General features: G+C 74.1%; 22 protein-coding genes. 12 read left to right on the top strand and 10 right to left on the bottom strand.

The window, feature by feature from the left end; all coding sequences use genetic code 11:
• Positions 1–115 precede the first annotated feature (115 nt).
• A complete protein-coding gene (locus ACFUK0_RS12725; protein WP_380249159.1) occupies positions 116–1228 on the top strand; it encodes a hypothetical protein in 1113 nt (370 codons plus the stop codon).
• Between the two features lie 93 nt (positions 1229–1321).
• A complete protein-coding gene (locus ACFUK0_RS12720; protein WP_380249157.1) occupies positions 1322–2299 on the top strand; it encodes an NAD-dependent epimerase/dehydratase family protein in 978 nt (325 codons plus the stop codon).
• Between the two features lie 56 nt (positions 2300–2355).
• On the opposite strand, the gene ACFUK0_RS12715 is transcribed toward ACFUK0_RS12720, so the two are convergent.
• The 5 genes from ACFUK0_RS12715 to ACFUK0_RS12695 form a co-directional block, all read right to left on the bottom strand.
• Positions 2356–3612, bottom strand: a complete 1257-nt coding sequence (locus tag ACFUK0_RS12715; protein WP_380249155.1) for a multidrug effflux MFS transporter — start codon at positions 3610–3612, stop codon at positions 2356–2358.
• Between the two features lie 82 nt (positions 3613–3694).
• A complete protein-coding gene (locus ACFUK0_RS12710) occupies positions 3695–4276 on the bottom strand; it encodes a hypothetical protein (protein WP_380249153.1) in 582 nt (193 codons plus the stop codon).
• A gap of 453 nt (positions 4277–4729) precedes the next feature.
• Positions 4730–5548: an ATP-grasp domain-containing protein gene (locus ACFUK0_RS12705; protein ID WP_380249151.1), complete on the bottom strand. Its 819-nt coding sequence runs from the start codon at positions 5546–5548 to the stop codon at positions 4730–4732.
• A 4-nt stretch (positions 5549–5552) separates the two neighbouring features.
• Positions 5553–5906, bottom strand: a complete 354-nt coding sequence (locus ACFUK0_RS12700; protein WP_380249149.1) for a hypothetical protein — start codon at positions 5904–5906, stop codon at positions 5553–5555.
• Between the two features lie 166 nt (positions 5907–6072).
• Positions 6073–7251 carry an acyl-CoA dehydrogenase family protein gene (locus tag ACFUK0_RS12695; protein ID WP_380249147.1) on the bottom strand — a complete coding sequence of 393 codons (1179 nt, stop codon included), beginning with the start codon at positions 7249–7251 and terminating at the stop codon, positions 6073–6075.
• 141 nt (positions 7252–7392) lie between these two features.
• Here ACFUK0_RS12695 and ACFUK0_RS12690 point away from each other — a divergent pair, with 141 nt between their 5' ends.
• A complete protein-coding gene (locus tag ACFUK0_RS12690) occupies positions 7393–7713 on the top strand; it encodes a hypothetical protein (RefSeq protein WP_380249145.1) in 321 nt (106 codons plus the stop codon).
• Positions 7714–7780: 67 nt separating this feature from the next.
• Here ACFUK0_RS12690 and ACFUK0_RS12685 read toward each other — a convergent pair whose 3' ends face one another.
• Positions 7781–9598: a cholesterol oxidase substrate-binding domain-containing protein gene (locus ACFUK0_RS12685; RefSeq protein WP_380249143.1), complete on the bottom strand. Its 1818-nt coding sequence runs from the start codon at positions 9596–9598 to the stop codon at positions 7781–7783.
• A 253-nt stretch (positions 9599–9851) separates the two neighbouring features.
• On the opposite strand from ACFUK0_RS12685, the gene ACFUK0_RS12680 reads away from it, so the two are divergent.
• From ACFUK0_RS12680 to ACFUK0_RS12655, 6 genes are all read left to right on the top strand, one after another.
• Positions 9852–10490, top strand: a complete 639-nt coding sequence (locus ACFUK0_RS12680; protein WP_380249141.1) for a TNT domain-containing protein — start codon at positions 9852–9854, stop codon at positions 10488–10490.
• A gap of 208 nt (positions 10491–10698) precedes the next feature.
• On the top strand, positions 10699–11109 hold the full coding sequence (locus tag ACFUK0_RS12675) for a hypothetical protein (protein ID WP_380249139.1): 411 nt from the start codon (positions 10699–10701) through the stop codon (positions 11107–11109).
• Positions 11110–11219: 110 nt separating this feature from the next.
• Complete coding sequence (locus ACFUK0_RS12670) at positions 11220–12422, top strand: ROK family protein (protein ID WP_380249137.1); 1203 nt, start codon at positions 11220–11222, stop codon at positions 12420–12422.
• A gap of 23 nt (positions 12423–12445) precedes the next feature.
• The gene (locus ACFUK0_RS12665) at positions 12446–13792 is read left to right on the top strand and encodes an extracellular solute-binding protein (RefSeq protein WP_380249135.1); all 1347 of its coding nucleotides are present in this window, start codon (positions 12446–12448) and stop codon (positions 13790–13792) included.
• A gap of 73 nt (positions 13793–13865) precedes the next feature.
• The gene (locus ACFUK0_RS12660) at positions 13866–14891 is read left to right on the top strand and encodes an N-acetylglucosamine kinase (protein ID WP_380249133.1); all 1026 of its coding nucleotides are present in this window, start codon (positions 13866–13868) and stop codon (positions 14889–14891) included.
• 123 nt (positions 14892–15014) lie between these two features.
• A complete protein-coding gene (locus ACFUK0_RS12655) occupies positions 15015–16412 on the top strand; it encodes a class II fumarate hydratase (RefSeq protein ID WP_380249131.1) in 1398 nt (465 codons plus the stop codon).
• Positions 16413–16521: 109 nt separating this feature from the next.
• On the opposite strand, the gene ACFUK0_RS12650 is transcribed toward ACFUK0_RS12655, so the two are convergent.
• The 3 genes from ACFUK0_RS12650 to ACFUK0_RS12640 all read right to left on the bottom strand — a co-directional run bounded on the left by ACFUK0_RS12650 (position 16522) and on the right by ACFUK0_RS12640 (position 18620).
• Entirely contained in the window at positions 16522–17016 is a 495-nt protein-coding gene (locus tag ACFUK0_RS12650; protein WP_380249129.1) for an SPW repeat protein, read from the bottom strand.
• Positions 17017–17142: 126 nt separating this feature from the next.
• The gene (locus ACFUK0_RS12645; RefSeq protein ID WP_380249127.1) at positions 17143–18204 is read right to left on the bottom strand and encodes a winged helix DNA-binding domain-containing protein; all 1062 of its coding nucleotides are present in this window, start codon (positions 18202–18204) and stop codon (positions 17143–17145) included.
• A 44-nt stretch (positions 18205–18248) separates the two neighbouring features.
• The gene (locus tag ACFUK0_RS12640) at positions 18249–18620 is read right to left on the bottom strand and encodes a VOC family protein (protein ID WP_380249125.1); all 372 of its coding nucleotides are present in this window, start codon (positions 18618–18620) and stop codon (positions 18249–18251) included.
• 113 nt (positions 18621–18733) lie between these two features.
• Here ACFUK0_RS12640 and ACFUK0_RS12635 point away from each other — a divergent pair, with 113 nt between their 5' ends.
• The gene (locus ACFUK0_RS12635) at positions 18734–19276 is read left to right on the top strand and encodes a PadR family transcriptional regulator (protein WP_380249123.1); all 543 of its coding nucleotides are present in this window, start codon (positions 18734–18736) and stop codon (positions 19274–19276) included.
• 31 nt (positions 19277–19307) lie between these two features.
• Positions 19308–21017 (top strand): acyl-CoA dehydrogenase, encoded by a 1710-nt coding sequence (locus ACFUK0_RS12630; protein WP_380249121.1) that lies wholly within the window; start codon positions 19308–19310, stop codon positions 21015–21017.
• A 65-nt stretch (positions 21018–21082) separates the two neighbouring features.
• Here the strand turns inward: ACFUK0_RS12630 and ACFUK0_RS12625 are convergent, their stop codons facing one another.
• A complete protein-coding gene (locus tag ACFUK0_RS12625; RefSeq protein WP_380249163.1) occupies positions 21083–22414 on the bottom strand; it encodes a M28 family metallopeptidase in 1332 nt (443 codons plus the stop codon).
• Positions 22415–22794: 380 nt separating this feature from the next.
• On the opposite strand from ACFUK0_RS12625, the gene ACFUK0_RS12620 reads away from it, so the two are divergent.
• Positions 22795–24150: a phosphoribosyltransferase family protein gene (locus ACFUK0_RS12620; RefSeq protein ID WP_380249119.1), complete on the top strand. Its 1356-nt coding sequence runs from the start codon at positions 22795–22797 to the stop codon at positions 24148–24150.
• The last annotated feature ends 103 nt before the right edge of the window (positions 24151–24253 follow it).

The following is a 24253-nucleotide window of genomic DNA, read 5'->3' as shown; positions in this document are numbered from 1 at the left end:
GTGCGGGCCCGAGCGCCCGCACCGCCCCCGGCGGCGGCTCGCGCCGCACCCGCGGACCCGGCCGTTCGAACCCCCTTGCGAGCAACGCCCGCCGGACGCCCTAGGATCGCTGACCATGAGCAACGGGGCGGGTATCGGACAGGGTGCTGACGGGACGTCGGCGCAGCAGAGCGGCGGACCGGCGATCGGACCGGTCCAGCCGGTGGTCTCCCCCTACCTCTCCCCGCCGGTCGCGGCCGAGCCCGACTGGGCCGCACTGGCCGACGACAACGAGCGCGAGGCCCGCCGCCGCAAGCGGGTGCGGGTGATCGGTGCGGCCGTCGCGGCCACCGTGGTGGTCGGCGCCATCACCGCGACCGCCGTCAGCGTCGCCGGTGGCGGCCGGGACACCCCGGGCGCTGCGGCGGTGGCCGGCCCCTCGCCCGCCGCCGGTACGCAGGGATTCGTCAGCGGACCGGACACGCCCCCGCCCGCCGCGCCCGCGGACGCCTCCGCGACGGCGGCCACCGGCGCCACCGGCACGGCACCGGCGAGCCCCTCGGCGTCCGCCGCGCCGTCCCCCGGACGGACCAGCGCCAAGCCCGGGGCGTCCGCCTCCCCGGCCAGGAGCAGTGCCGGCACCCCTGCGGGCGCTCCCGCCACCGCCGCGCAGCCGCCCGCCGCCGCCACCACGGCCGCACCGCCGGCCCCCGCGCCCCCGGCGCCGCGCGACCCGCTGACGCTGATCTCGGACCTGAGCACCGACACCGCTCCGCTCGACCCGGGCACGCTCTTCGCGGCCACCAGCGTGAACGTCGGCGGCCGGACGTGGACCCGCGTCGTCACCGACTCCAACCCGACCTGCTGGCAGACCACCACCGGCGGCCTCGGCGACGTCATCAGTGCCCAGTCCTGCCGCCTCGTGGTGCGCGCGACCTACGCCTCGGGTAACAGCGCCGTCACCGTCGGGGTCGCGGTCTTCGACCACAAGGCCCAGGCGGACGCGGCCCAGCAGGCGTACAAGGGCCAGATCCAGGGCCTCGCCAAGCCCGGCGGGATCCACTGGTGCATCTCCGCGGGCTGCCCCGGCACCCATGCGGTGATCGGGCGCTACGGCTACTACACGGTGTCCGGGACGCTCAACCCGGGCAACAACACCGCCGACGCGGTGGCGACCGCCGCCGGGCCGGACTTCGCCGCCCGCGCGTCGGCCGCGCTGCTGGCCCGCGGCCAGGCCGCCGCGGGCTGAGCCGCCTGCCGGTCACCGCCCGCGCGGCGGCGGTGGGGCATGATCGACGGGACCGGCCCCGCCCGGTCCGCGCCGCCCAGCCGGAGGAGCCGCATGCGTCAGGCACTCGTCACCGGAGCCACCGGTACGGTCGGCCACCCGGTGGCCCGGCTGCTGGCCGAGCGCGGCGTCCCGGTCCGCGCCCTCGTCCGCGACCCGGCCCGGGCGGTGCTGCCGCCGGGTGTGGAGCCGCTGGCCGGGGACGTCACCGACCCGGCCTCGCTGCGCGCCGCGGTGCGGGGGTGCGACGCCGTGTTCCACGCGGCCGGCCTGCCCGGGCAGTGGCTGCGCGACCCCGCCCGGTTCGAACGGGTCAACGTGGACGGCACCCGGGCGATGGTGGAGGCGGCGCTGGCCGAGGGGGTCGGGTGCTTTGTCCACACCAGCACGACGAACGTGTTCGAGCGGCCGCAGGACGGGCCGTTCGACGAGTCGGAGCTGACCGAGCGGCCGCTGCGGACGGCGTACGAGCGCTCGAAGCAGCGGGCCGACCGGCTGGTCGCCGAAGCCGTCGGGCGGGGCCTGCCTGCCCGGATCGTGCACCCGGCGGCGGTGTTCGGTCCGGGGCCGGCCACCGCGACCGGCCTCAACCGGCTGCTGGTGGACCTGGCCCGGCGGAAGGTCCCGATGCTGGCGCCAGGCGGCCTGGCCGTCGTGTTCAACGAGGATCTCGCCGAGGGCCAGCTGGCCGCCGCACAGGCCCCGGCCGGCTCGCGCTTCCTGTTCTCGGACCGCTTCCTGGAGCTGCCGGAGCTCGCCGCACTGGTGCGGCAGGTGGTCCCCGGTGCCAGGGTGCCGACGACCCTGGCGAGCCCGTCCGCCTGGGTGTACGCGGCGGCCGGCGAGCTGACGGCGAGGTTCACCGGGCGGGCGCCGCAGCTGTCCTTCGGCGAGCTGCACTTCCTCGGCTCGGAACTCACACCGGACGCCCGCCGGGCCCGGATCGAACTGGGCTGGCGGCCGACCGACCCGCGCGAGGCCGTCGCCCGCACCCTGCGGGCGTTCGGCGTGCGCGGGCCGGCTGACAACTGACCGCTGACGGTCCGCCGGGCCGCCGGGTCAGGCGGCGGCAGGCCCGGCCCGCCGGGTCAGGCGGCCTTCTGCCAGGGGCGGCAGAGCAGCAGGTACGCGGCCCAGGCGAGTGCGGTGCAGCTGAGGACGACCACGCCCAGCACCACCGCCGAGGGCTCGCCGCCCAGGCTGCTCAGCGGGGCCACCACCGCACCGCAGAGGAACGTCCCGAGGCCCAGCAGCGCGGAGGCCGACCCGGCGGACGGCGGCTCCACCATGGTGAGCGCCTGCGCAGCGGAGTTCGGCAGCACCACGCCCATGCTGCCCATCAGTACGAAGACCGAGGGGCAGAACCCGGCCAGGCCGAGGTCCCAGATGCCCGTGGTGACGACCAGCGCCACCGCCCCGGCGGTGCAGCCGACCAGACCCGCCGTCATCAGCGCCCGCGCGGAGTACCGCTGGGCCAGCAGCCGGCCGTTGAGCTGGGTCACCCCGACGATGGCCACCGAGTTCAGCCCGAACAGCAGGCTGTACGTCTGCGGCGTGACCCCGTACACGTGCTGCAGCACGAAGGACGAGCCGCTGATGTAGCCGAACAGCGCGCCGAACCCGAAGCTGCTGGTGAGCACCAGGCCGAGGAAGCGCAGGTTGCCCAGCAGGCCGCCGATCGTGCGCAGGGTGGCGGACAGCCCGCCGCCGCGCCGCCGCTCCGGCGGGAGCGTCTCGCGCAGCGCCAGCAGGGCGAAGAGGGCGAGCAGCAGCCCGAGCACGAGCAGCGCGCCGAAGGTGCCGCGCCACGACGTGAAGCGCATCAGCTGCGCTCCGAGCATCGGTGCGAGGATCGGCGCGAGGCCGGATATCAGGCCGATCGAGGCGAGGAAGCGGATCACCGCGATGCCTTCGTAGCGGTCCCGGGCGATGGCTCGGCCGATCACCAGGCCGGCGGCGCCGGCCATGCCCTGGACGAACCGGCCGGCCGCGAGGACCGGCAGGGTGGTGGCCAGCATGCAGACGAGGGTGGCGGCCGAGTATCCGACCAGGCCGGCCAGCAGCGGGCGGCGGCGGCCGAGCCGGTCGCTGAGCGGGCCGAACAGCAGCTGCCCCGCGGCGACGCCGAGCAGCGAGGCCGTCAGGGTGAGCTGGGCGGCGGCGGGTGTGGTGTGCAGGTCGGCGGTGAGTTCGGGCAGGGCCGGCAGGTAGAGGTCAGTGGTGAGCGGGCCGAGCGCGACGAGGCCGCCGAGGACGACGACACCTGCCCGTCCGACGCCGGTCGACTCGGCGGATGGGGCGGCTGTCGACTGTTCACCGGCAGTGTCTGCGGTCGGGCCGGGCATGGGGCTCCTCAGAGGGGTCGGATGCTCGCTCCGTCCTATCGCAGGGCGGCCCCCCACCGACACCCCGGGTCCATCACGTGGATCACCGTCCGGTCGCCCGGGCCGGCGGCGTGCCGCCCTGGACGGTGGACGAGTCGTGCCAGGCGAAGAGCTGGTCCCCCGCCAGCGCCACCGCGTAGTCGCCGCAGCGGCCGGTGATCCCGACCGCCCGGTCGGCCGGGAACCAGGCCGCCCGGAGCCGGGCGGACCGCAGGCCCGTCTCCCCGAGCCTGGCCTGCGCGGCCCGGGACTCCCCCGCGGTGTCCGTGCTCTGGCGGCCGTGGCCGACCACCGTGCAGCCCGCCGGGAGCCGGCCGCCGGGCAGGGTCGCCCGGAGCAGCCGGTCGTCGCTGGTGGTGGACAGCAGGTACTGGACGGCGGAGGCGTCGTCCGGCAGCCAGCCCGGCACCGGCCGGTGCCCCGCCTTGGCGGCGCTGCCCGAAGCGTAGCTGATCTGCTCGCGGTGCCGTCCCTCGTACCAGTCCGACAGTCGCGGCCCTACGGTGACCGCCGCGACGGCCAGCGCCATACCCACCCCGGCCACGCCCACCGCGACTCTGCCAACCATGCCCATGCCGTCCCGCTCCTTCACCCGGATCTGCCGCCCCGTCGGCTGCCCTTCCATCGACCATCATGGCCCGGGGGGCGGTGACCCGGCATCAGCACGAGGTCGTGCGGGGCCCTCCGCCGACAGGGGTAGGGGTCTCCACCCTGAGAGGTACGCGGGGCCCGTTCTCCCCTGACTCGCGCCAGGGTCCTCGCTGCTCAGGACCGGTCCTCGCGCATCGGGCCGGGGCCGGCCGGGGCTGCGCCGGAGGGAGGGGACGGCCGTCGGGCGCCCGGTGCGGGCCGATCGGCCGGCCGGGTGTCCGGTACGCCCGCGCCGGGACATCCGCGTGCCGGATCTCCCTGGCGGGCGGCCCGGGCCGTACGCTCCGCGGGCGAATCGCCGACGTGCCCACCGCCGTGCCCACCGCCGGGGCCGGCGACGAGGGCGCGGGGCGCGGGGGTGGCGGGCACGGTCGCCCCGACTGGGAGCGGGCCGGGGCGCGGACTCCGGACGACCGGCCGGCGTCGCTCAGCCCGGGGCGGCGGGTGCGCCGCACCCCGTGAACCGCCGGTCGGCGGGGGCCAGCCGGGCCCGGGGACCGGCCGAGCGCAGGACGACGTCCAGTACTGCCTCCGGGTCGGCCGCGTACGCGTGGGCGAACCAGGGCATGTTGGCCTCGACCACGGCCCACTGCTCACGGCCGGTGTCCGGGTCCTGGAGCAGGCCGACGTCGACCACCACGGCGCTGGGCAGGGTCGCCGCGACGGCGGCCAGCAGCCGGGCGGCGAAGTCGCGGACCTGCGCCTCGTGCGGGTCGCCCGGCAGCGGAGCGGTGTCCAGCCGGCCGTACCGGGCGTAGCGGCTGCCGGTGACCGGCTCGCCGTCGAGGACGAACAGCCGGTACTCGACGGCGAAGGTCACCGGCTCGCAGACCAGTACGGGGGTGTCCGGGCCGAGCGGGCCCGCCGCGCGGGGCAGCCGGCTGCCGTCGCTGAAGACGGCGGGCGGGAACGACTTGTCGGAGGGCGGCTTCACGAACTGCGGCCGGCGGGCCGCCCGTGCCTCCGAGAGGGTGGTCAGCTCGATCCGGCGGCCGGTGAACTCCTCCGGCAGCCGGGTCAGCCAGTCGTCGTGCGGCTCCAGCAGGGCGAGACCCAGGCCGGCCGCCACCCGGCGGCCCGCGATCGGGCCGCCGTACCAGTGGACGGGCTGCCCGGCGAGCCGGGTGACGCTGCCGGGGCCGGTGAGTTCGGCCGTCCGGTAGCCGCGCCGGACGGCCGCGCCGGTGAGCAGGGCGGTGGTGCTGGTCCGCTGGGTGGTGGTCAGCAGGACGGGTGTGCCGGTCATCGCGTCACTCCTGCGGCCGGAACTCGTGGACGACCTCGATCATCCCGACGATGTGACGGTTGAACTCCTCAAGCTCCTCGGCAGGCACCCACAGCTCCAGGATCGTCCGGCCGCCGGCCTGCTGGACCGGGTAGCGCGCGAGGAAGGCGGAGTCCACCTCGAACCGCGTCACGTAGCCGACGCCGGAGGCGGGCACGTTCCAGTCCCGGGCGATCCGGACGGCGTAGTCCTCGTTCAGCACCGGGTAGAAGATCGGCTGGTCCGGCAGCCGGGGCGGCCAGGCACGGTTGCCGGAAGCCCGCACCAGGGCCAGTTCTTGGGGGCCGGTGGGGCGCCACAGGGTGGTCGTGCCAGGCATCGTCGGCCTCTCTCGGTGAGTGCGGGAACCACTGCCGACTGCGGCGGACCACCGTCGATCGCAGTCGGCGGCACTCGACCGCGGTCGGATCGCACACGGTAACCGGCCCGCCCGGCCGGCGGCGAGCCGGTTTCCGGTGCCGGCCCCGCCACCGGCCGGCTGCCCGTCAGCGGTAGGCCGCCTCGCCCGTGATGGCCTCGCCGAGCACCAGGGTGTGGATCTCGCTGGTGCCCTCGTAGGTGAGCACCGACTCCAGGTTGTTGGCGTGCCGCAGCACCGGGTACTCGGTGGTGATGCCGTTGGCTCCGAGGACGGTGCGGGCGCTGCGGGCGATCTCGATGGCCGTGCGGACGTTGTTGAGCTTGCCGAAGCTGACATGGGCCGGCAGGCACTGGCCCGCGTCCTTGAGCCGGCCGATCCGCAGGGCCACCAGGTAGGACTTCTCGACCTCCAGCATCATCTCCACCAGCTTCTGCTGGGTGAGCTGGAAGCCGGCGATCGGCCGGTCGAACTGGATCCGGGTCTTCGCGTACTCCAGCGCGGTGGTGTAGCAGTCGCGCGCGGCGCCGACGGTGCCCCAGAGGATGCCGTAACGGGCCTCGTTCAGCGAGGAGAGCGGCCCGCGCAGGCCCCGCACGCCGGGCAGGACGGCGTCGGCCGGCAGTACGACCTCCTCCAGCACCAGTTCGCTGGTCACCGAGGCGCGCAGCGAGAGCTTGCCGTGCACGTCGTTCGCCGAGAACCCCTTGGCGCCGCGCGGCACCAGGAAGCCCCGTACGCCGTCCTCGGTCTGCGCCCAGACCACCGCGATGTCGGCGATGCTGCCGTTGGTGATCCACATCTTGGTACCGGAGAGCACCCAGTCCTCGCCCCTGCGGCGGGCGGTGGTCCGCATGTTGGCCGGGTCCGAGCCGAAGTCCGGCTCGGTGAGGCCGAAGCAGCCGATCGCCCGGCCGGCGGCCAGCTCCGGCAGCCACTGCTGCTTCTGCTCCTCCGAGCCGAACGCGTGGATGGCGCGCATCGCCAGCGAACCCTGGACGGAGACGAAGCTCCGCAGCCCCGAGTCGGCCGCCTCCAGCTCCATGCAGGCCACCCCGTAGGCGACCGCGCTCGACCCGGTACAGCCGTAGCCGTCGAGGTGCATGCCGAGTACGCCCAACGCGCCGAGCTCGGGGGCGAGTTCGCGGGCCGGGAAGACGCCCTGCTCGAACCACCCGCCGACGTGCGGCCGGATCCGCTCGTCGGCGAAGCGCCGTACCGTGTCGCGGATCAGCCGTTCCTCGTCGGTGAGCAGGTCGCCGACCGCGAGCAGGTCGGCCGGGTCGAGGCGGTTCGGCTTCGTCATTGAAGCTCCTTGGGGTCTCGGATCTCGGAAGGTACCGGCGAGTATCGCGCACCGGCACGGGCGGCCTCCCGGACGGGGCGCGCGGACACGTCGGTAGGCTGACCGGGTCAGGTACGGCCGGTCGGCAACGGGGAGTGGACAATGGCGCGCTGGGCTCTGGTCGTCGAGGAGACGGACGGGATCGGCGACAGCCGCCTCTGGGCCCCCAAGGTGCTCGCCGAGATCGAGGGCACCCACGAGGAGGCCCTCGCCGAACTGAAGCGCCTCGTGCCCGGCTACAAGCCGCAGCACCCGGTGACGGACCGGCACCGCACGCTGCTGCGCGACGGCGACACGTTCCTGCTGATCTCGCGCGGCAGCATGCGCGACTACCACTGCGTGTTCCGGGTCTGGGAGCTGCTCTGGGACAGCAAGCGGCCCGAGATCCAGCAGGAGCGGCTGCGGGACAACCCGGCGGGCTGAACGCCCCCGGGGCCCCGGGCTCCTTCACCGAGGTGACCGCCGGTACCGCAGCCGGCGCCGCGCCCCGTCAGCGCAGCAGCGCGTCCAGGAAGGGACTGCCGAAGACCCGGTGCGGGTCGTGGCGGTCCAGTACGGCGACGGCCTCGTCCCAGCCGGGACCGCCGCCCGCGCGCAGGGCGGCGGGGATGACGCTGCCGAGGACGTCCGGGTCGGCCCAGGCGGCGTCGGCGGTGTAGGCCCAGCCCTTGGACCACTCCACCCGCAGGCCGGCCCGGGTGCCGTCGAAGGTGCGCAGCAGGAACTGCTCGATGTCGCGGCAGAACCGGTGCAGGCCGGGGGTGTTGGGCAGGGTCAGGATGTCGAGCCAGACGGCGGTGTCCCACTCCGGGTGGTCGGGGCGCGGGCGCAGCGCGGACAGCAGCGGCGGCCGCGCCCCCGGCACACCGCTCCAGGCCGGGTCGTCGAGCCCGGTGACGCGGATCTCGACGGTGCCGTTCACCGGGAACTCGCCCCGGGCCTGGTACTCGGCCAGCAGCCGGCGGTAGTAGCCGGCGAACTCGCTCACCACCCACTGCAGATCGGCGCGCCGGGCGATCACCGCGTAGCCGTTGGCGGTCATCCGCAGGGTGCTCGGGCGGACGTACTGGAGCAGCGTGCGGGACGGCCCCCACAGGTCGGAGCGCAGCCCGTCGGCCAGCAGGTGGGCAATGGTGTCGCCGCTGAGCAGGTCGCGCAGCAGCCCGCCGGAGAGCAGGATGTCGGTGAGGTCGGCGGTGAGTGCCAGTTTGGCGACCAGGTACTGGAGTTGGCCGAAGAGCGGCGCCGTCCCCCAGGCGCCGCCGACGATCTCGCCGGCCAGCCGGGCGACGGGCTCGGGGATGTTGTCGGAGAACGGGTAGTTGTAGGGCTCGGTCACCGCTCGGGCGGCGAACGGGCGGTTCGGGGTGACGCTCCAGGTCTTCAGCCACGGCCGGTCGGTGAAGGCGAACCAGATGGCCTCCGCCCGGCCGTCGTGGTCGACGAAGCTCGCCAGGGTGCGGGGGTTGCCGGGCGCGCCGGGCGGCGCGAAGAGTTCGGCCGCCGGGATGTCGAGCCGGCTGACGCAGCGCAGGTGGAGGTCGGCGCCGGCCTGCAGCACCACCTCGGTGAGGAACGCCCGGCCCAGGTGGACCAGGAAGGCCGCGCTGTCGGCCTCGGCGCGGTCGAAGGTGCGCAGCACGTACCGGCCGGTGCTCTCCTCCCAGACGACGGCGGTGAGCCGGGTGATCTGGTTGCTGAGCGAGCCGTAGCCGTGCCCGGCCGGGCGGCTCTCGCCGGTGGCGGGGACGGCGGTGCCGTGGCCGCCGATGGCGAGAACGCCGCCGACGGTGACCTCGCCGGGGGCGGGGCAGGCGGTGACCCCGAGGCCGCGGCCGGCGAGGTGGGCGAGCAGGTCCTCCATGGTGGCGCCGGTCTGCACCCGGACGGTGCCGGGGCCGTCGGGCGCGATGGCGGTGAGGTGGCGGCCGGTGTCGACGAGCAGGACGCGGGCCGCCTCCGGGGTGCCGTCGGCGACGGTCAGCGGGGCCCAGGTGTGCCGGTACCCCTGGGCGCGCAGCCGCCAGCCCTGGGCGTGCGCCCAGTCGGCGAGGCCGGCCACCTCCTGCGGGGTGCGCGGTGCGCACGTCCACAGCTGGTCGGTGCGGATCTCGCCGGACCAGTTCTGGTAGACGCGCTGGTAGACCTCGGTGCCGGCCGGCAGTCCGGGGGGTGCGGGGGTGGCGGCGCTCGCGGCGTCCGGCCCGAGGGTGCCGCGCAGCAGCCAGGCCGCGCCCCCCAGGGCCGCCGACCCCCCGATCAGTTCCCGCCTGGTGAGACCTGCTCCGCGCTGCTGCCCAGCCGCCATTGCCGCTGCCCCGCCTTCGGTACCCGCGCCGCCGCCGATCGGATGATCAGTCGGATTCGCGGCCGAGCGTACGAACGGGAGTGCACAGCCCTGGGGCAAACCGTCCGACCTTCACCTGATCGGGTGAACACTGCCGATCCGAGGATTGCCGTCGGCCTGCCAGGCTGCCGGCGGATCGCATGTCCGCCGACCTGAAGATTCACCCCGCCCCTAATCTGTGAGTAATCGTCAGATCACTCACAGAGGAGCGCGCGTGAAGGTTCGTAGGATTCTGCTCACCGTGGCGGCGGGCGGCGCACTGGTGACGGTCGCCCCGCCCGCACAGGCCGCGGTGCCCGCGGCACTGGACCAGTGTTCGACGGCGGACTGGCACGGCGACGCCCGGCTCGGCCCCGAGCGGCTGCCGGTGCTCGGCCGGGTCGGCCTGGAGCTGATCGGCTACCAGCGCACCGGCGGGCAGCCCGAGCAGGAGTTCCTGTCCCGGTTCTACGACTCCCAGGCGGGCTCCTGGAAGTACCCGCCCGCCGACGGGTACGTGACCAACGCCGCGGGGCAGCCGATCAAGCTCGTCCAGACCCTCACGCCCGGCCTGGACATCGACCGCTACGGCAGCGAGTTCGGATCCTTCCTCGCCCCGGAGGGGCTGCCGTACGCCAGCCGCTCGATCCCGCCGCAGAGCCTGGACAACACCCAGGCCCCGGCCGGCTGCAACTACCACGACTACAAGGTGCTCAAGTCGTTCAAGGTGCAGGCCGGCCCGATCGCGCCCTGGTTCAACCAGCCGGGCTGGGGCTGGCAGTACCAGCTGGACGCGACGCTCGTCCCGGACGCCCCGGAGCGCATCAACGTCGGCTGGCTGGTCACCAACGGTTACCTTGAGCGACTGGTCTGAACCAATTCAGTGAGGGCGGCCAGGTCAGCGGCCTGGCCGCCTCCACCTGGGGAAAAGGGGCAATCAGACCCATTGACCCTCCCGGGGGCCGCGCGTAACGTAATTGGAAAGTTCCCTACTCGTCCACCCTCCGTAGTCGATTCCGGGAAACACCGATGGCCCGGCGGACCTCCGCCGGACGGATCACACCTCTCGGAGGAGTGACACCATGGACTTCTCGACCCAGCCCCGCGTAGCAGCCGTCTATCTGCGCTGCTTCCCGCACGACGTCTGGCAGATGACCGCCCACCGCGAACTGCTGGACGAGTACGCGGCCTGGCTGGGCCTGCCGACCCCCTCCCTGTTCCTCGACAACGGGGTCTCCTCCCGGTGCCACGCGGCGCAGCGGCACCACCTGCTCGCCTCCGTCCGGGCGGGCTTCGTCCAGGTGGTGCTGATCCCCGGCCGCTGGGTGTTCAGCCTCGACGCGGCCAAGGCCCAGCAGGCCGCCGGCGAACTGACGGACGCCGGATGCACGCTGCTGGAACTCCCGCCGCAGTGGAACCGGCCGGCCAGGACGCGGCAGCTCTTCCCCGTCGTTCCGGCGCCGCTCGCCGCACCGGCCGCCGCGGCGCTCTAGGCACCGCCCGGGCCGGTACCGCCCCGGGAGGCGGCCAGGGGCAGAATGGCACCCGCGAGGTTCGTCCCGGGGCACCTCGCGGGCACCCCGCCCTCCCGGAGGAGGATCACGTGACCGACATCCAGCGCGCGACCGCCTCTGCCCCGCGCCCCGGCACCCCCAGCCGGCTGCGGGCGATCAACGACCGGGCCGCGCTGCAACTCCTGCTGGAGAACGGCGCACTCACCCGGACCCAGATCGGCACCCTGACCGGCCTCTCCAAGCCGACCGCCTCCCAGCTGCTGGCCCGCCTGGAGAGCGCCGGCCTGGTCGTACCGGTCGGCACCACCACCGCCGGCGGCCCCGGCCCGAACGCGCAGCTGTACCGGATCAATCCGGCGGCCGGCTACGCGGCGGGCCTGGACGTCACACCGAGCCGGATCCGGGTCGCCGTCGCCGACCTCGCGGGCACCACGATCGCCGAGCACGTCGTCCCCACTCCGGGCCGGCGCGCGGGCGGCACGGCGGGGCGGGTGACCGAGGCGGTCACCGAGACCCTCCGGCTGGCGGGCCTGCCCGCCGGAAGCCTGCACGAGGTCGTGATCGGCACACCGGGCGCCCTCGATCCGGCGACCGGCAGGCTCCGGTACGCCTCCCACCTGGCCGGCTGGCACTCGCCGGGCCTGCCGGCGGAGCTCTCCGCCGCCCTGGGGGCCCCGGTCAGCATCGAGAACGACGTCAACCTGGCCGCCGTCGCGGAGCAGGCACTCGGCGCGGCCCGCGGCTGCGAGGACTTCGTCCTGCTCTGGGCCGAGGAGGGCATCGGCGCCGCGATCGTGATCGCCGGGCGCCTGCACCGGGGCTTCACCGGCGGCGCCGGCGAGGTCGGCTACATGCCGGTGCCCGGCGCGCCGGTGGTCCGCGACGTCCGCCGGGAGAACTCCGGCGGCTTCCAGGAGCTGGCGGGCGCCCGCGCGGTGCTGGCCCTCGCCCGGCAGCACGGGCTGAACGCGCCCACGGCCGCCGCCGCGGTCACGCTGGCGCTGGACACCCCCGGGGCGGGCGAGGAGTTCCTGTCGGTGCTGGCCGACCGGCTGGCGCTCGGCCTGGCCGTGATCGTCGCCGTCGTCGACCCCGAACTGGTGGTGCTCTCGGGCGGCACCCCGACGGCGGGCGGTGACCGGCTGCGGGAGCTCGTCCAGGAGCGGCTGACGGGCCTCGCCGTGGCCGGTCCGCAGGTACGCTGCAGTACCGTACCGGGGCCGCCCGTCCTGCACGGTGCACTCCAGCGCGCCCTGGCCACCGCCCGGGAGGCGGTCTTCACCACCGCCTGAACCACTCCCCGGAGGCTCCCGCCGTGACCCCGCACCCCGGCCGCCGGCGCAGTGCCGCCCTGAGCCTGTGCGCCGTGCTCGCCCTCCTCGCCACCGCCTGCACCGGCACCAACTCCGTGCCGGGCCTCGACCGGTCGGCGAACGGGGAGCGGGTCACGATCACCTTCTGGCACGGCTGGACCCAGGACAACGAGACCAGGGCGATCGACGACAACATCGCCGCCTTCGAGCGCCTCCATCCGAACATCCGGGTGAAGGCCGTCGGGGGCATCACCGACGACAAGATCAACCAGGCGCTGCGGGCCGGTGTCGGGGGCACCCCCGACGTGGTCTCCTCCTTCACCACCAACAGCATCGGGACGTTCTGCGCGGCCCACGCGTTCGCCGACCTCGGCCCGCTGCTGGCGAAGGACGGCATCGACGCGGCCGCGACCTTCCCCGCCACGATGCTGGCCTACACGCGGTACCAGGGCGACCAGTGCGCACTGCCGCTGCTCGGGGACGCGTACGGCCTCTACTACAACAGGACGGCCTTCGCGGCGGCGGGCATCACCGACCCGCCGAGGACGCTCAGCGAGTTCGACGCCGACGCGGTGCGGCTGACGATCCCCCGGGGCGACGGCTTCCGGCAGCTCGGCTTCCTGCCCGTCTACCACGGGTACGAGACCGCGCCGGAGCACTACCTCGGCCAGTACGGGCCCGGCTACTTCGGAGCCGACGGCAGGTCGGACATCGCCACCGACCCGAAGGCCGCCGCGATGTTCCGCTGGCAGAAGGGCCTGGTCGACAAGCTCGGCGGCTTCGACAAGCTGGAGAAGTTCCGCACCTCCCTCGGCGACGAGTTCAGCGCGGCCAACCCGTTCGGGACCGGCCAGGTGGCGATGGCGCTCGACGGTGAGTGGCGGACCGCCTCACTGGCCGAGGACGAGCCGGACTTCGAGTGGGCCACGGCGCCGTTCCCGGTGCCGGACGACCAGGCCGACACCTACGGCCGCGGCTACCTGACGGGCACCGTCATCGGCATCGGGGCGCACACCGACAAGCGGACGGCGGCCTGGGAGCTGGTGAAGTTCCTGACCACCGACACCGACGCCGTGGTGGGCTTCGCCAACGCGATCCGCAACGTGCCGAGCACCTTCGCCGCGCTCGACTCCCCGGAGCTGGACGCCGACCCGAAGTTCCGGACGTTCGTCGACATCGCCCGGAATCCGTACTCCGGCACCACGCCGGCCAACATCGACGGCGGCGCCTACCTCGCCTCGATCCAGAATCTGGGCTATGCCTACGAGTCCGGCCGCCGGACCGATCTCGCGGCGGGCCTGCGGGCGACCGCGAAGGAGATCGACGCCACCGTCAAGCAGGCCCGGTAGCGGCAGGACCGTGCACCGCGGCCACCCCCGACCGGCACCGCGGTCGCGACCGCACCCGCCTGAGGAGCAGCCCGTGAGCGCCGTCCGCACCACCCCCTCCGGAGTCCTGGCCATCGACGCGGGCAACAGCAAGACCGACGTCGCCCTCGTCGGGGCCGACGGCGCGCTGCTGGCCACCGCGCGGGGCGGCGGGTTCCGGCCCCGGACGGCCGGGGCGGAGGCGGCCGTGGCGGGGCTCGCCCCCCTGGTGGCCGCAGTCGCCGGGCGGGCCGGCGCCCTCCCCGGGTACCCCCTGGCGGCCCGGGTCAGTGCCGCTCTCGCCAACGCCGACCTGCCGGTCGAGGAGCAGCTTCTGCAGGCCGCCGTCGAGGAGCGGGGCTGGGGGGCGAGTTCGGCGGTCGTGAACGACACCTTCGGGCTGCTGCGGGCCGGCACCGACGGGCCGCGCGGTGTCGCGGTGGTCTGCGGCGCGGGCATCAACTGCGTCGGCCTGCTGCCGGACGGCCGCACCGCCCGCTTCCCTGCCCTCGGCGAACTCACCGGCGACTGGGGCGGCGGCGCCGGACTCGCGGCGGCCAGCATGTGGCACGCCGTCCGCTCCGAGGACGGCCGGGGCGGCCCCACCGCCCTCGCCGGCGCCATCGCCACCCACTTCGGACTGCCGAGCGCGGCCGACGTCGCCGCCGCCGTCCATCGCGGGCAGCTCGACCGCGAACGGCTGCACGAGATCGTGCCGCTGCTGTTCACCGCCGCGCAGGCCGGCGACGCCACCGCCCTCCAGCTGGTCGACCGCCAGGCCGACGAGATCACCCGGCTCGCCGTCGTCGCCCTCACCCGGCTCGGCCTGCTCGACGAGGCCACCCCGGTCGTCCTCGGCGGCGGCGTCCTGGCCTCCCGCCAGCCGCTGCTGATCGACAACGTCACCGCCCGCCTCGCCGCCGCCGCACCGCACGCCGAACCCCGCGTCGTCGTCGCCCCGCCCGTCCTCGGAGCCGCCCTCCTCGGCCTCGACCACCTCGCCACCACCGGCCACGGCGGCGCCCCCGCCGCACAACAGCACCTGCGCTCCGCGTTCGCCGCCACCACCACCGGCGACTGACCGGTCACTCGTTCGGGTGCGCCGGAAATACCTGGGGCCCGTTCGCGGCTCTGCTGATCGGGAACCGGACCGCCCTGGTCGGAGCCGGGGCCGCGCAGGAGCCGAGTAGGAGGCTGTCGCACCATGGGTGACGAGCAGGAGCTGTTCCGGGTCGAGCACGACTCGATGGGTGAGGTACGGGTGCCGCTGGCCGCCAGATGGCAGGCGCAGACCCAGCGCGCGGTCGAGAACTTCCCGGTGTCCGGCCAGCGGCTGGAGCGGGCGCACATCGCCGCACTGGCGCGGATCAAGGCTGCGGCGGCGAGGGTGAACGCCCGGCTCGGCGTGCTGGACGAGGAGACGGCGGCGGCGATCGCGGCGGCGGCCGAGGAGGTGGCGGCCGGCGGGCTGGACGACCAGTTCCCGGTGGACGTGTTCCAGACCGGCTCCGGCACGTCCTCGAACATGAACGCGAACGAGGTGATCGCGACCCTGGCGGGCGAGCGGCTCGGGCGGCCGGTGCACCCGAACGACCAGGTCAACGCGAGCCAGTCGTCCAACGACGTCTTCCCGTCCTCGATCCACATCGCGGCGACGGCGGCCGTCATCCAGGATCTGATCCCGGCGCTGGAGCACCTGGCCGAGGCCCTGGAGCGCAAGTCGGCCGAGTTCGAGTCGGTGGTGAAGTCCGGCCGGACGCACCTGATGGACGCCACCCCGGTCACCCTGGGGCAGGAGTTCGGCGGGTACGCGGCCCAGGTCCGGTACGGGCGGGAGCGGCTGCTGGCGACGCTCCCCCGGGTCGCGGAGCTGCCGCTGGGCGGCACCGCGGTGGGCACCGGCATCAACACTCCGCCGGGCTTCGCCGCCGCGGTGATCGCGGAGGTGGCGCGGGCGACGGGCCTGCCGCTGACCGAGGCGCGCGACCACTTCGAGGCGCAGGGCGCCCGGGACGGCCTGGTGGAGCTGAGCGGCCAGCTCCGGACGGTCGCGGTCGGGTTCACCAAGATCGCGAACGACCTGCGCTGGATGGGGTCCGGCCCGCGCACCGGCCTGGCCGAGATCAACCTGCCGGATCTCCAACCGGGGTCGTCGATCATGCCCGGCAAGGTGAACCCGGTGCTGCCCGAGGTGGTGCTGATGGTCGCCGCCCAGGTGATCGGCAACGACACGACGGTCACGGTGGCCGGTGCGAGCGGCAACTTCGAGCTGAACGTGATGCTGCCGGTGATCGCCCGCAACGTGCTGGAGTCGGTCCGGCTGCTCGCCAACAGCGCCCGGCTGCTCGCCGACCGCACGGTGGACGGCGTCACGGCCAACGTCGAGCGGGCCCGCGAGTACGCGGAGTCCTCGCCCTCGGTGGTCACCCCGCTCAACCGGTACATCGGCTACGAGGAGGCCGCCAAGGTCGCCAAGCAGGCGGTGGCGGAGCGGAAGACCATCCGTCAGGTGGTGCTGGAGCGCGGGTACCTGGGGCAGGGCAGGCTCACCGAGGCCCAGTTGGACGAGGCGCTGGACGTGCTCCGGATGACCCGGCCCTGACCCCCGCCCCCGGTACGGCACCGAGGGCGCAGGGGATCCTGCGCCCTCGGTTCGCGTCCCCGGGCCCGGTGGGAGCGCGGTACGGGTTCGCCGGCTGCGGCCGGCGCGGTCAGGTCCCTCCCCCGCTGCCGCGGCCGCCGGTGGCCCGGTCGGACGAGGCCCTGCGCATCGCGGCGCCGTTGGCCTTCATGGACGCCGTGGAGATGGCGGCCAGGCCGAGCAGCAGCATGATGCCGCCGGTGATCAGGTTCGTCGTGATCGTCCGCCGGATGTCCACGTTCCCGGAGACCACCCAGGGCGCGATCATGCACCAGACACCGATCAGCGTGGCCGCCCAGGCACGGGCGTGGGTGCGCTCGTACGCGGTGCCGTAGCCGCCCATCAGCGCGGCGAAGGCGAGACCGAGGACCAGGTTGTTGACGGTCAGTGTGCTGAAGTTGGTGAAGCCCACGACCCATGGCGAGATGGCCAGGAAGAGACCGGCCAGCACGGCCAGCGCCTCGACGCCCTGCGCCGTCGGGGTCGCGGTGACCCGCTCGTAGTGCTCCCGGAGTTCGACGATGTCCGGGTGATGCTCCATGCCCATCGGAATCTGGGTAGACACCGATACCACCTCCTTGGTTGCGGAACATGGAAGGCGCAAGCTCACTACCCAGTTTGACCCTTTTCTAACATTCTGCCCCGTTTTGGGGAACGATCGGAGCCCGCCGGACGTCACGGTGCCCCGCCGTCACGGCCCGGCCACCCGGAGTTCCAGCTCCTCCCCCAGGAACCGCCCGACGGCCTCGGTCTCGGCCGCCACCGCACCCCGGACCGACCGCGCCAGCGGGCCGAACGGCTCCACCGCCAGTGTCGCGGCGCCCCGGGCCCGCTCGACGCGCCACCGGCCCAGCACCCGCCCGTCGGCGACCAGCGCCGGGTGGATCACTCCGCCGCCGGCGTTGATCCGCCCGGCGAACGCCGGGTCCAGCATCGCCGCACGGTCGCGGTAGCCGAGCAGGTAGTTGTCGTACGCGCCCAGCAGCCGGACGTGCACCGGGCCGGGCGGGGGCTCGGTGCCGGGGTCGGCGAACAGGCCGGGCGCCACCTCCGGCAGGCCGGCATCGGCCAGGGCCCGGCGGCAGACGGCCAACGGCAGGCCGGACCACGCGGCGAAGTCCGCCGGGCCCGCCGGGCCGAAGGCCGCGAGGTAGCGCGCGGCCAGCGCGGCGCGCTCCGTGTCACCCGCCGGCTCGGGCGGCGGACCGTCGAGCAGGACGTAGCCGGGCTCGCGGGGCGCCACCTCCGCGCCCCGGCGGATCAGTCCGCGGGCCGCCGCGTAGCCCACCAGATGGTGGGGCGCCTGCCCGGCCGGGTCGACCGCCACACCCCGGCCGATCAGGGCGGCGATCAGCTCGGCCCGCCCCAGCGGGGCCCGCAGCACCTCGGGGATGACCGCCAGCGCCTGCGCGCAGACCTCCTCGGTGAGCCCCAGCTGCCGCCGGCGCCCGGCACCGGCGGCCACGTTCCGCGCCCCGAAGATCCCCAGCAGCCACGGCAGGTCGTCCGCCGGCACGAGGTGCAGGGTGCCGCGCATCAGCCAGCTGGAGACCACCTCGCCCGTCTCCAGGGCCGCCTGGACCTGCCGGGGCGTGCGCACTCCGCGGGCCCGCAGCCCGAGCCGGGCCGCCGGTGCGTCCTGCGCCTGGATCCCGGCCGCCCGGCCGGCCGCGTCCGCCACGGTGGCGGGCTCCGCCGGCGCCAGTTGGGCGTGCATCCGCCAGCGCAGCAGGCGGGCGTCGTCGATCGTCACCGGCCCATTCTGCCCGCGGCCGGGGCCGCCGGACGGCACCGGGCCTACATGTCCTGCAGCACCGCCAGGATGTTCCCCGCCGGGTCCTTGAACCAGGCGATGGCCGGCCCCCAGCCACGGGAGACGCCCTTCTCGTCGGCCTCGATGCCCGGGTAGCGCTCGAAGGTCACACCCAGCCCGGCGAGCTGCCCGACGGCCGTGTCGATGTCCTCGACGGGGAAGTTGAGGACGGTGAAACCGGCCGGTACGTGGTCCTCCTTCGGATAGACGAGGACGCGCGCCCCGCCGGCGAGGTGGAGGAAGAGCAGCCCGTGCTCCTCGGACACCTCCAGGCCCAGTGGGCCGCCGTAGAACTCCCTCGCCTTCTTGATGTCGTCCACCGCGAAACAGCTGTAGGCCTTGCTGCTGCCGAACATGGCGGCTCCCTCCGGGTCGTCGGTCTCGCACCCTCCAGTGTCCCGCGTGAGCTGTGTCTCAACCGGGTGGAGCGGGATTGCCTATGCAACTCGTTGCATAGCAGGATGCGGGCATGGCACTGGAGCACGCGATCCTCGTCTCGCTGTTGGAGAAGCCCGGGTCCGGCTACGAGCTGGCCCGGCGGTTCGACCGCTCGATCGGACGGTTCTGGACGGCCACCCACCAGCAGATCTACCGCGTGCTGCGGCGGATGGAGGCCGACGGCTGGATCGACGCCGAGGAGGTCGCCCAGGACGGCCGGCCGGACAAGAAGGTCTACTCGGCGGCCGGGCCCGGCCGCGACGTGCTGGCCGGCTGGCTGCGCGAGCCCGTCGAACCGGAGACCGTCCGGCACGAGCTCGCCGTCAAGATCCGCGCGGCCGCCTTCGACGACCCGTCCGCGCTGGTCGCCGAGGTCGAACGGCACCGCGGCCTGCACGCCGCCCTGCTGGCGCGCTATCTCACCGGCGAGCAGCGCGACTTCCCCGACCCGGCCGCCCTCGACGCCCAGCAGCAGCTGCAGCACGTGGTGCTGCGCGGCGGCATCGAGTACGAGCGGATGACCCTCGCCTGGCTGGACGACGTGCTCGCCACCCTGCACCGCCTCGGCAACTGACCACCGGACCTCAACCCTCAGGGACGACACCATGCTGTTCAACCCGCGTACCTACGACCCCGTGCAGTTCGACGAGCCGACCCGCCGGCTGCTGCGTGCCACCGTCGACTGGTTCGAGTCGCGCGGCAAGAAGGCCCTGATCGACTCGTACATCGACCGCTCCTGGTACGGCGACTTCCTCGAGTTCGCCGCCAAGGAGGGCCTGTTCGCGGCCTTCCTGACCCCGGCCGGCGAGGCCGGCGGCGACGCCTCCAAGCGCTGGGACACCGCCCGGATCGCCGAACTCAACGAGATCCTGGGCTTCTACGGGCTCGGCTACTGGTACACCTGGCAGGTCACCATCCTCGGCCTCGGGCCGGTCTGGCAGAGCGAGAACGAGGCCGTCCGGGCCCGCGCCGCGAAGCTGCTGACGGAGGGTCACGTGATGGCCTTCGGGCTGTCCGAGCGCACCCACGGCGCCGACATCTACTCCACCGACATGATCCTCACCCCGGACGGCGCGGGCGGCTTCACCGCGAGCGGCTCCAAGTACTACATCGGCAACGGCAACGTGGCCGGCCTGGTCTCGGTGTTCGGCCGCCGCTCGGACGTCGACGGGCCCGAGGGCTACGTCTTCTTCGCCGCCGACAGCCGGCACGAGGCGTACCACCTGGTGAAGAACGTGGTGAACGCGCAGATGTACGTCAGCGAGTTCCGCCTCGACGAGTACCCGGTGCGCGCCGAGGACGTCCTGCACACCGGCAAGGCCGCCTTCGACGCCGCGCTGAACACCGTCAACGTCGGCAAGTTCAACCTCTGCACCGCGTCCGTCGGCATCTGCGAGCACGCGATGTACGAGGCCGTCACGCACGCCCACAACCGGGTGCTGTACGGCAAGAAGGTCACCGACTTCCCGCACGTGCGCCGGGAGTTGGCCGACGCGTACGCCCGGCTCACAGCGATGAAGCTGTTCAGCGCCCGGGCCGCCGACTACTTCCGCTCAGCCTCGCCGGAGGACCGCCGCTACCTGCTCTTCAACCCGATGACCAAGATGAAGGTCACCACCGAGGGCGAGAAGGTCATCGACCTGATGTGGGACGTCATCGCGGCCAAGGGCTTCGAGGCGGACACCTACTTCGACAAGGCCGCGAAGGACATCCGCGGCCTGCCGAAGCTGGAGGGCACGGTCCACGTCAACCTGGCCCTGATCCTCAAGTTCATGGGCAACTACCTCTTCGCCCCGGCCGAGTACGCCCCGGTGCCGACCCGCCTGGACGGTGCCGACGACGCGTTCCTGTTCCGGCAGGGCCCGGCCCGCGGCCTCGGCGCGATCCGCTTCCACGACTGGCGGACGGCCTACGACGCGCACGCGCACGTCCCGAACGTGGCCCGGTTCCGCGAGCAGGCCGAAGGCCTCTGCGCGCTGCTCGCCGCCCACGCGCCGAGCCCGGAGCAGCAGCAGGACCTGGACTTCCTGCTCTCGCTGGGCCAGCTGTTCGCGCTCGTCGTCTACGGCCACCTGGTGCTGGAGCAGGCCGGGCTGACCGGTCTGGACGGCGACCTGCTGGACGAGATCTTCGACGTGCTGGTGCGGGACTTCTCGACCCACGCCACCGAGATGCACGGCAAGTCCGGCGCGAGCGAGGCGCAGGCCGCCTGGGCGCTCGCGCACGTCCGCCGGCCGGTGGCCGACGCCGGGCGGGCGGCCCGGGTGTGGGCCCAGGTCGAGGGCCTGGCCGGGGCCTACGAGATGCAGGGCTGACGCCTGGCCGGGTGGTGGTGCCGCACTGCTCCTCGGCACCACCACCCGGGGCTCGGGGGGTGGGATCAGAAGGTGAGCTTCCAGCTGTCGATGTAGCCGGTGTCCTGCGGGCCGACGTCCTGGACCTTCAGCTTCCAGGTGCCGGCCGCGAGTTCGGCCGAGGCGTTCACCGTGTAGGTGGTCAGCACGTTCGGCGCGGAGTCGTTGGCGCTGGACTTCAGCCGGTAGGTGCTGCCGTCCGGCGCGACCAGGTCGATCACCAGGTCGCCGCGCCAGGTGTGCTTGATGTCCACCCCGACCTTGAGCGCGGCGGGGGCGTTGCCGCTCACGCCGGTGACAGCGACCGAGGAGGTCACGGCCGCGCCGTTGTCCGGGATGGCCACGTCCGTCGTGTTCTCGAAGACGGTGCCGGCCGGCGGGGTGGTGGTGCCGGTGCCGAGCGTCCAGAGCGCGTACGCGATGGCGTCGCTCATCCGGTCCAGCGCGGTGTCGTTGATGTTGGCCGAGGTGTCGCAGGAGGCGTGGTAGCAGCGGTCGAAGGCCTGGCCGGAGGTGCCGCCCCACTTCGCCGCCTGGGCGGCCGTCTTGATGTAGTCGGCGCCGCTGAACAGGCCGCCGACCCGGATTCCGGCGTTCTTGAACGGCGAGTGGTCGGAGCGTCCGTCGCCCTCGGTCTCGGGCTCGGTGGCGACGCCCAGGCCGGAGAAGTAGCCCTGGAACAGCTGGTCCAGCGCGGTGTCGTCGTCGTAGACGAAGTAGCCCGGGTTCGGCGAGCCGATCATGTCGAAGTTGAGGTAGGACTCGATCTTCGAACGATCGGCGCTGGAGAGGCTGTTGACGTAGTTCTTGGAGCCGACCATGCCGGCCTCCTCGGTGCCCCACCAGCCGAAGCGCAGGTGCTTCGCGGGCTGCAGGGCGGCCCGGGAGACGGCGAGCGCGGCCTCCAGGATGCCGGCCGAGCCGGAGCCGTCGTCGTTGATGCCCGGACCGGCCGTGACCGAGTCGAGGTGCGCGCCGACCATCACGACGTGCGAGGCGTCCCCGCCCGGCCAGTCGGCGATCAGGTTCCAGCCGGTGGCACCGCCGTAGGTGTAGGACTGCAGCGCGGTGGTGAAGCCGGCCGCGTCCAACTGGCCCTTCACGTAGTCGATCGAAGCCTTGTAGCCGGCCTTGCCGTGGGCCCGGTTGCCGCCGTTGGCGGTGGCTATCGACTGCAGTTTGGCCAGGTGCGCCTTGACGTTGGCGACCGGGATGTCGGGCGCGGCGGCCAGTGCCTGCGCGGCCGGCGGTGCGGCGGCGGGCCGGGCCTGGGCGGCGGGCGCGAAGAGGGCCGCGGGTGCGAGCAGGGTGGCGGCGAGCGTGACGACCGTCCCGCCTGCGAGGGTGGTTCGGCGCAGGCGGGATCGCCGCGTGATGCGCTGGCTCAATGGAGGCTCCAGATTCTGGTGGGGCAGAACGGAACGCGCGTCGTCACCTGCGGACGAAGTCGGTTGGCCCGCCGCAAAGTTGACGCGACCATGATGATTGGGCCACGCAAAGCATTCGTCAAGGGGCAGTAGCCGCCCGGACCCCGGGCCCGTGGGCCTGCGGCGGGGAGCGGCCACTGCGGTCGCGGCCCGGCCACACCCCCGCCGCACCGGCCCCGGCAGCCCGGGCCCGCTCCGGTCCGGCCCCGGTTCCGGCCCGGTCCCGGCCCGGAACGATCACCGGACGATCACCGGGCGGCACCGCGATCCGCGCCCCCGCGGACGTACCGTGGACGGTGGAGGCAGTGGTCATGCAATTCACCGCCAGAGACTTCATGGGTGCACCCTCGGCCGGTACGCACTTCACCGACCGGACCGACGCCGGGCACCGGCTCGCCGCCCGCCTGGCCCACCTGCGCGGCCCGGACACCGTGGTGGTCGCCCTCCCCCGGGGCGGCCTCCCGGTGGCCGCCGAGGTGGCGGACGCGATCGGCGCGCCGCTGGACATCTGCGTGATCCGCAAGCTGGGCGTCCCGTCGCAGCCCGAACTGGGCATGGGCGCGATCGGCGAGGACGGCGCGCGGGTGATCAACGACCAAGTGGTCCGGATGGCCGCGGTCACCCCCGGCCGGCTCGCCGAGGTGGAGCGGGCGGAACGCGCCGAACTGCACCGCCGGGCCACCCGCTACCGGGGCGGCCGGGCGCCGCTCGACCTGCGCGGACGCACCGTCGTGGTGGTCGACGACGGCATCGCCACCGGGTCGACCGCCCGGGCCGCCTGCGGCATCGTCCGGGCCAGGGGCGCGGCGCGGGTGGTGCTCGCGGTGCCGGTGGCACCCCCCGACTGGACGCACCGGCTGGCCGGCGTCGCCGACGAGCTGGTCTGCGTCGGCACTCCGTCCCCGTTCTACGCGATCGGCGAGTTCTACGACGACTTCACGCAGACCACCGACGCCGAGGTGCTGCACTGCCTGGCCCGCTTCACCGGCCCCCACAGTTCGCACCGCCCGGTGGACCGCGAGATCACCCTGCCGGCCGGGGCAGTGCGGCTCGGCGGCCGGCTCGCCGTGCCCCGCGCCGCCACCGGCCTGGTGGTGTTCGCGCACGGCAGCGGCAGCAGCCGGCGCAGCCCGCGCAACCGGTTCGTCGCGGAGTTCCTGGGCGGCGCGGGCCTGGCCACCCTGCTCTTCGACCTGCTCACCGAGGAGGAGGCGGCGGACCGGCACAAGGTGTTCGACGTCGGGCTGCTCGGCACCCGGCTCGCTGCCGTCACCGGCCGGCTGGCCGGCGAGCCCGACGTGCGCGGCCTGCCGCTCGGCCTGTTCGGCGCGAGTACGGGCGCCGCCGCCGCGCTCTGGACGGCCGCGCAGCCCGGGGCCCAGGTCCGGGCCGTCGTCTCGCGCGGCGGGCGGCCGGACCTGGCGGGCTCCTGGCTCGCCCGGGTGGCGGCGCCGACCCTGCTGATCGTCGGCGGCCGGGACGCGGTGGTGATCGACCTCAACCGACGGGCCCGGGAGCGGCTGCCCGGCGTGAGCGAGCTGGCCGTCGTGCCGCACGCGACGCACCTGTTCGAGGAGCCGGGCACCCTGGAAGCAGTCGCGGGCCTGGCCCGGGACTGGTTCCTCCGCCACCTGGCGGCCCCGGATCGGGAGGCGGACGGACCCTGACCCGCCCCGGAGCCATGCAATCTGTGCAGCACCGGAAGCGATTTCCTGCTCAGCTTGTACACATTGAGCAGTGGAATCGCGACCTGTTGCCCAACCGGCCCGC

It is taken from the genome of Kitasatospora sp. NPDC057223 (assembly GCF_042669755.1).
Taxonomy (GTDB): Bacteria; Actinomycetota; Actinomycetes; order Streptomycetales; family Streptomycetaceae; genus Kitasatospora.
This window is presented reverse-complemented; position numbering and strand designations above follow the sequence as displayed.

Bases quoted from the DNA above. Each gene is read 5' to 3' on its own strand.
- ACFUK0_RS12630 (WP_380249121.1), top strand. From the start codon at position 19,308: ATGCTGTTCAACCCGCGTACCTACGACCCCGTGCAGTTCGACGAGCCG.
- ACFUK0_RS12705 (WP_380249151.1), bottom strand. From the start codon at position 5,548: ATGACCGGCACACCCGTCCTGCTGACCACCACCCAGCGGACCAGCACC.
- ACFUK0_RS12725 (WP_380249159.1), top strand. From the start codon at position 116: ATGAGCAACGGGGCGGGTATCGGACAGGGTGCTGACGGGACGTCGGCG.
- ACFUK0_RS12640 (WP_380249125.1), bottom strand. From the start codon at position 18,620: ATGTTCGGCAGCAGCAAGGCCTACAGCTGTTTCGCGGTGGACGACATC.
- ACFUK0_RS12710 (WP_380249153.1), bottom strand. From the start codon at position 4,276: ATGGAAGGGCAGCCGACGGGGCGGCAGATCCGGGTGAAGGAGCGGGAC.
- ACFUK0_RS12635 (WP_380249123.1), top strand. From the start codon at position 18,734: ATGGCACTGGAGCACGCGATCCTCGTCTCGCTGTTGGAGAAGCCCGGG.
- ACFUK0_RS12715 (WP_380249155.1), bottom strand. From the start codon at position 3,612: ATGCCCGGCCCGACCGCAGACACTGCCGGTGAACAGTCGACAGCCGCC.
- ACFUK0_RS12700 (WP_380249149.1), bottom strand. From the start codon at position 5,906: ATGCCTGGCACGACCACCCTGTGGCGCCCCACCGGCCCCCAAGAACTG.
- ACFUK0_RS12685 (WP_380249143.1), bottom strand. From the start codon at position 9,598: ATGGCGGCTGGGCAGCAGCGCGGAGCAGGTCTCACCAGGCGGGAACTG.
- ACFUK0_RS12690 (WP_380249145.1), top strand. From the start codon at position 7,393: ATGGCGCGCTGGGCTCTGGTCGTCGAGGAGACGGACGGGATCGGCGAC.
- ACFUK0_RS12695 (WP_380249147.1), bottom strand. From the start codon at position 7,251: ATGACGAAGCCGAACCGCCTCGACCCGGCCGACCTGCTCGCGGTCGGC.
- ACFUK0_RS12720 (WP_380249157.1), top strand. From the start codon at position 1,322: ATGCGTCAGGCACTCGTCACCGGAGCCACCGGTACGGTCGGCCACCCG.
- ACFUK0_RS12655 (WP_380249131.1), top strand. From the start codon at position 15,015: ATGGGTGACGAGCAGGAGCTGTTCCGGGTCGAGCACGACTCGATGGGT.
- ACFUK0_RS12675 (WP_380249139.1), top strand. From the start codon at position 10,699: ATGGACTTCTCGACCCAGCCCCGCGTAGCAGCCGTCTATCTGCGCTGC.
- ACFUK0_RS12620 (WP_380249119.1), top strand. From the start codon at position 22,795: ATGCAATTCACCGCCAGAGACTTCATGGGTGCACCCTCGGCCGGTACG.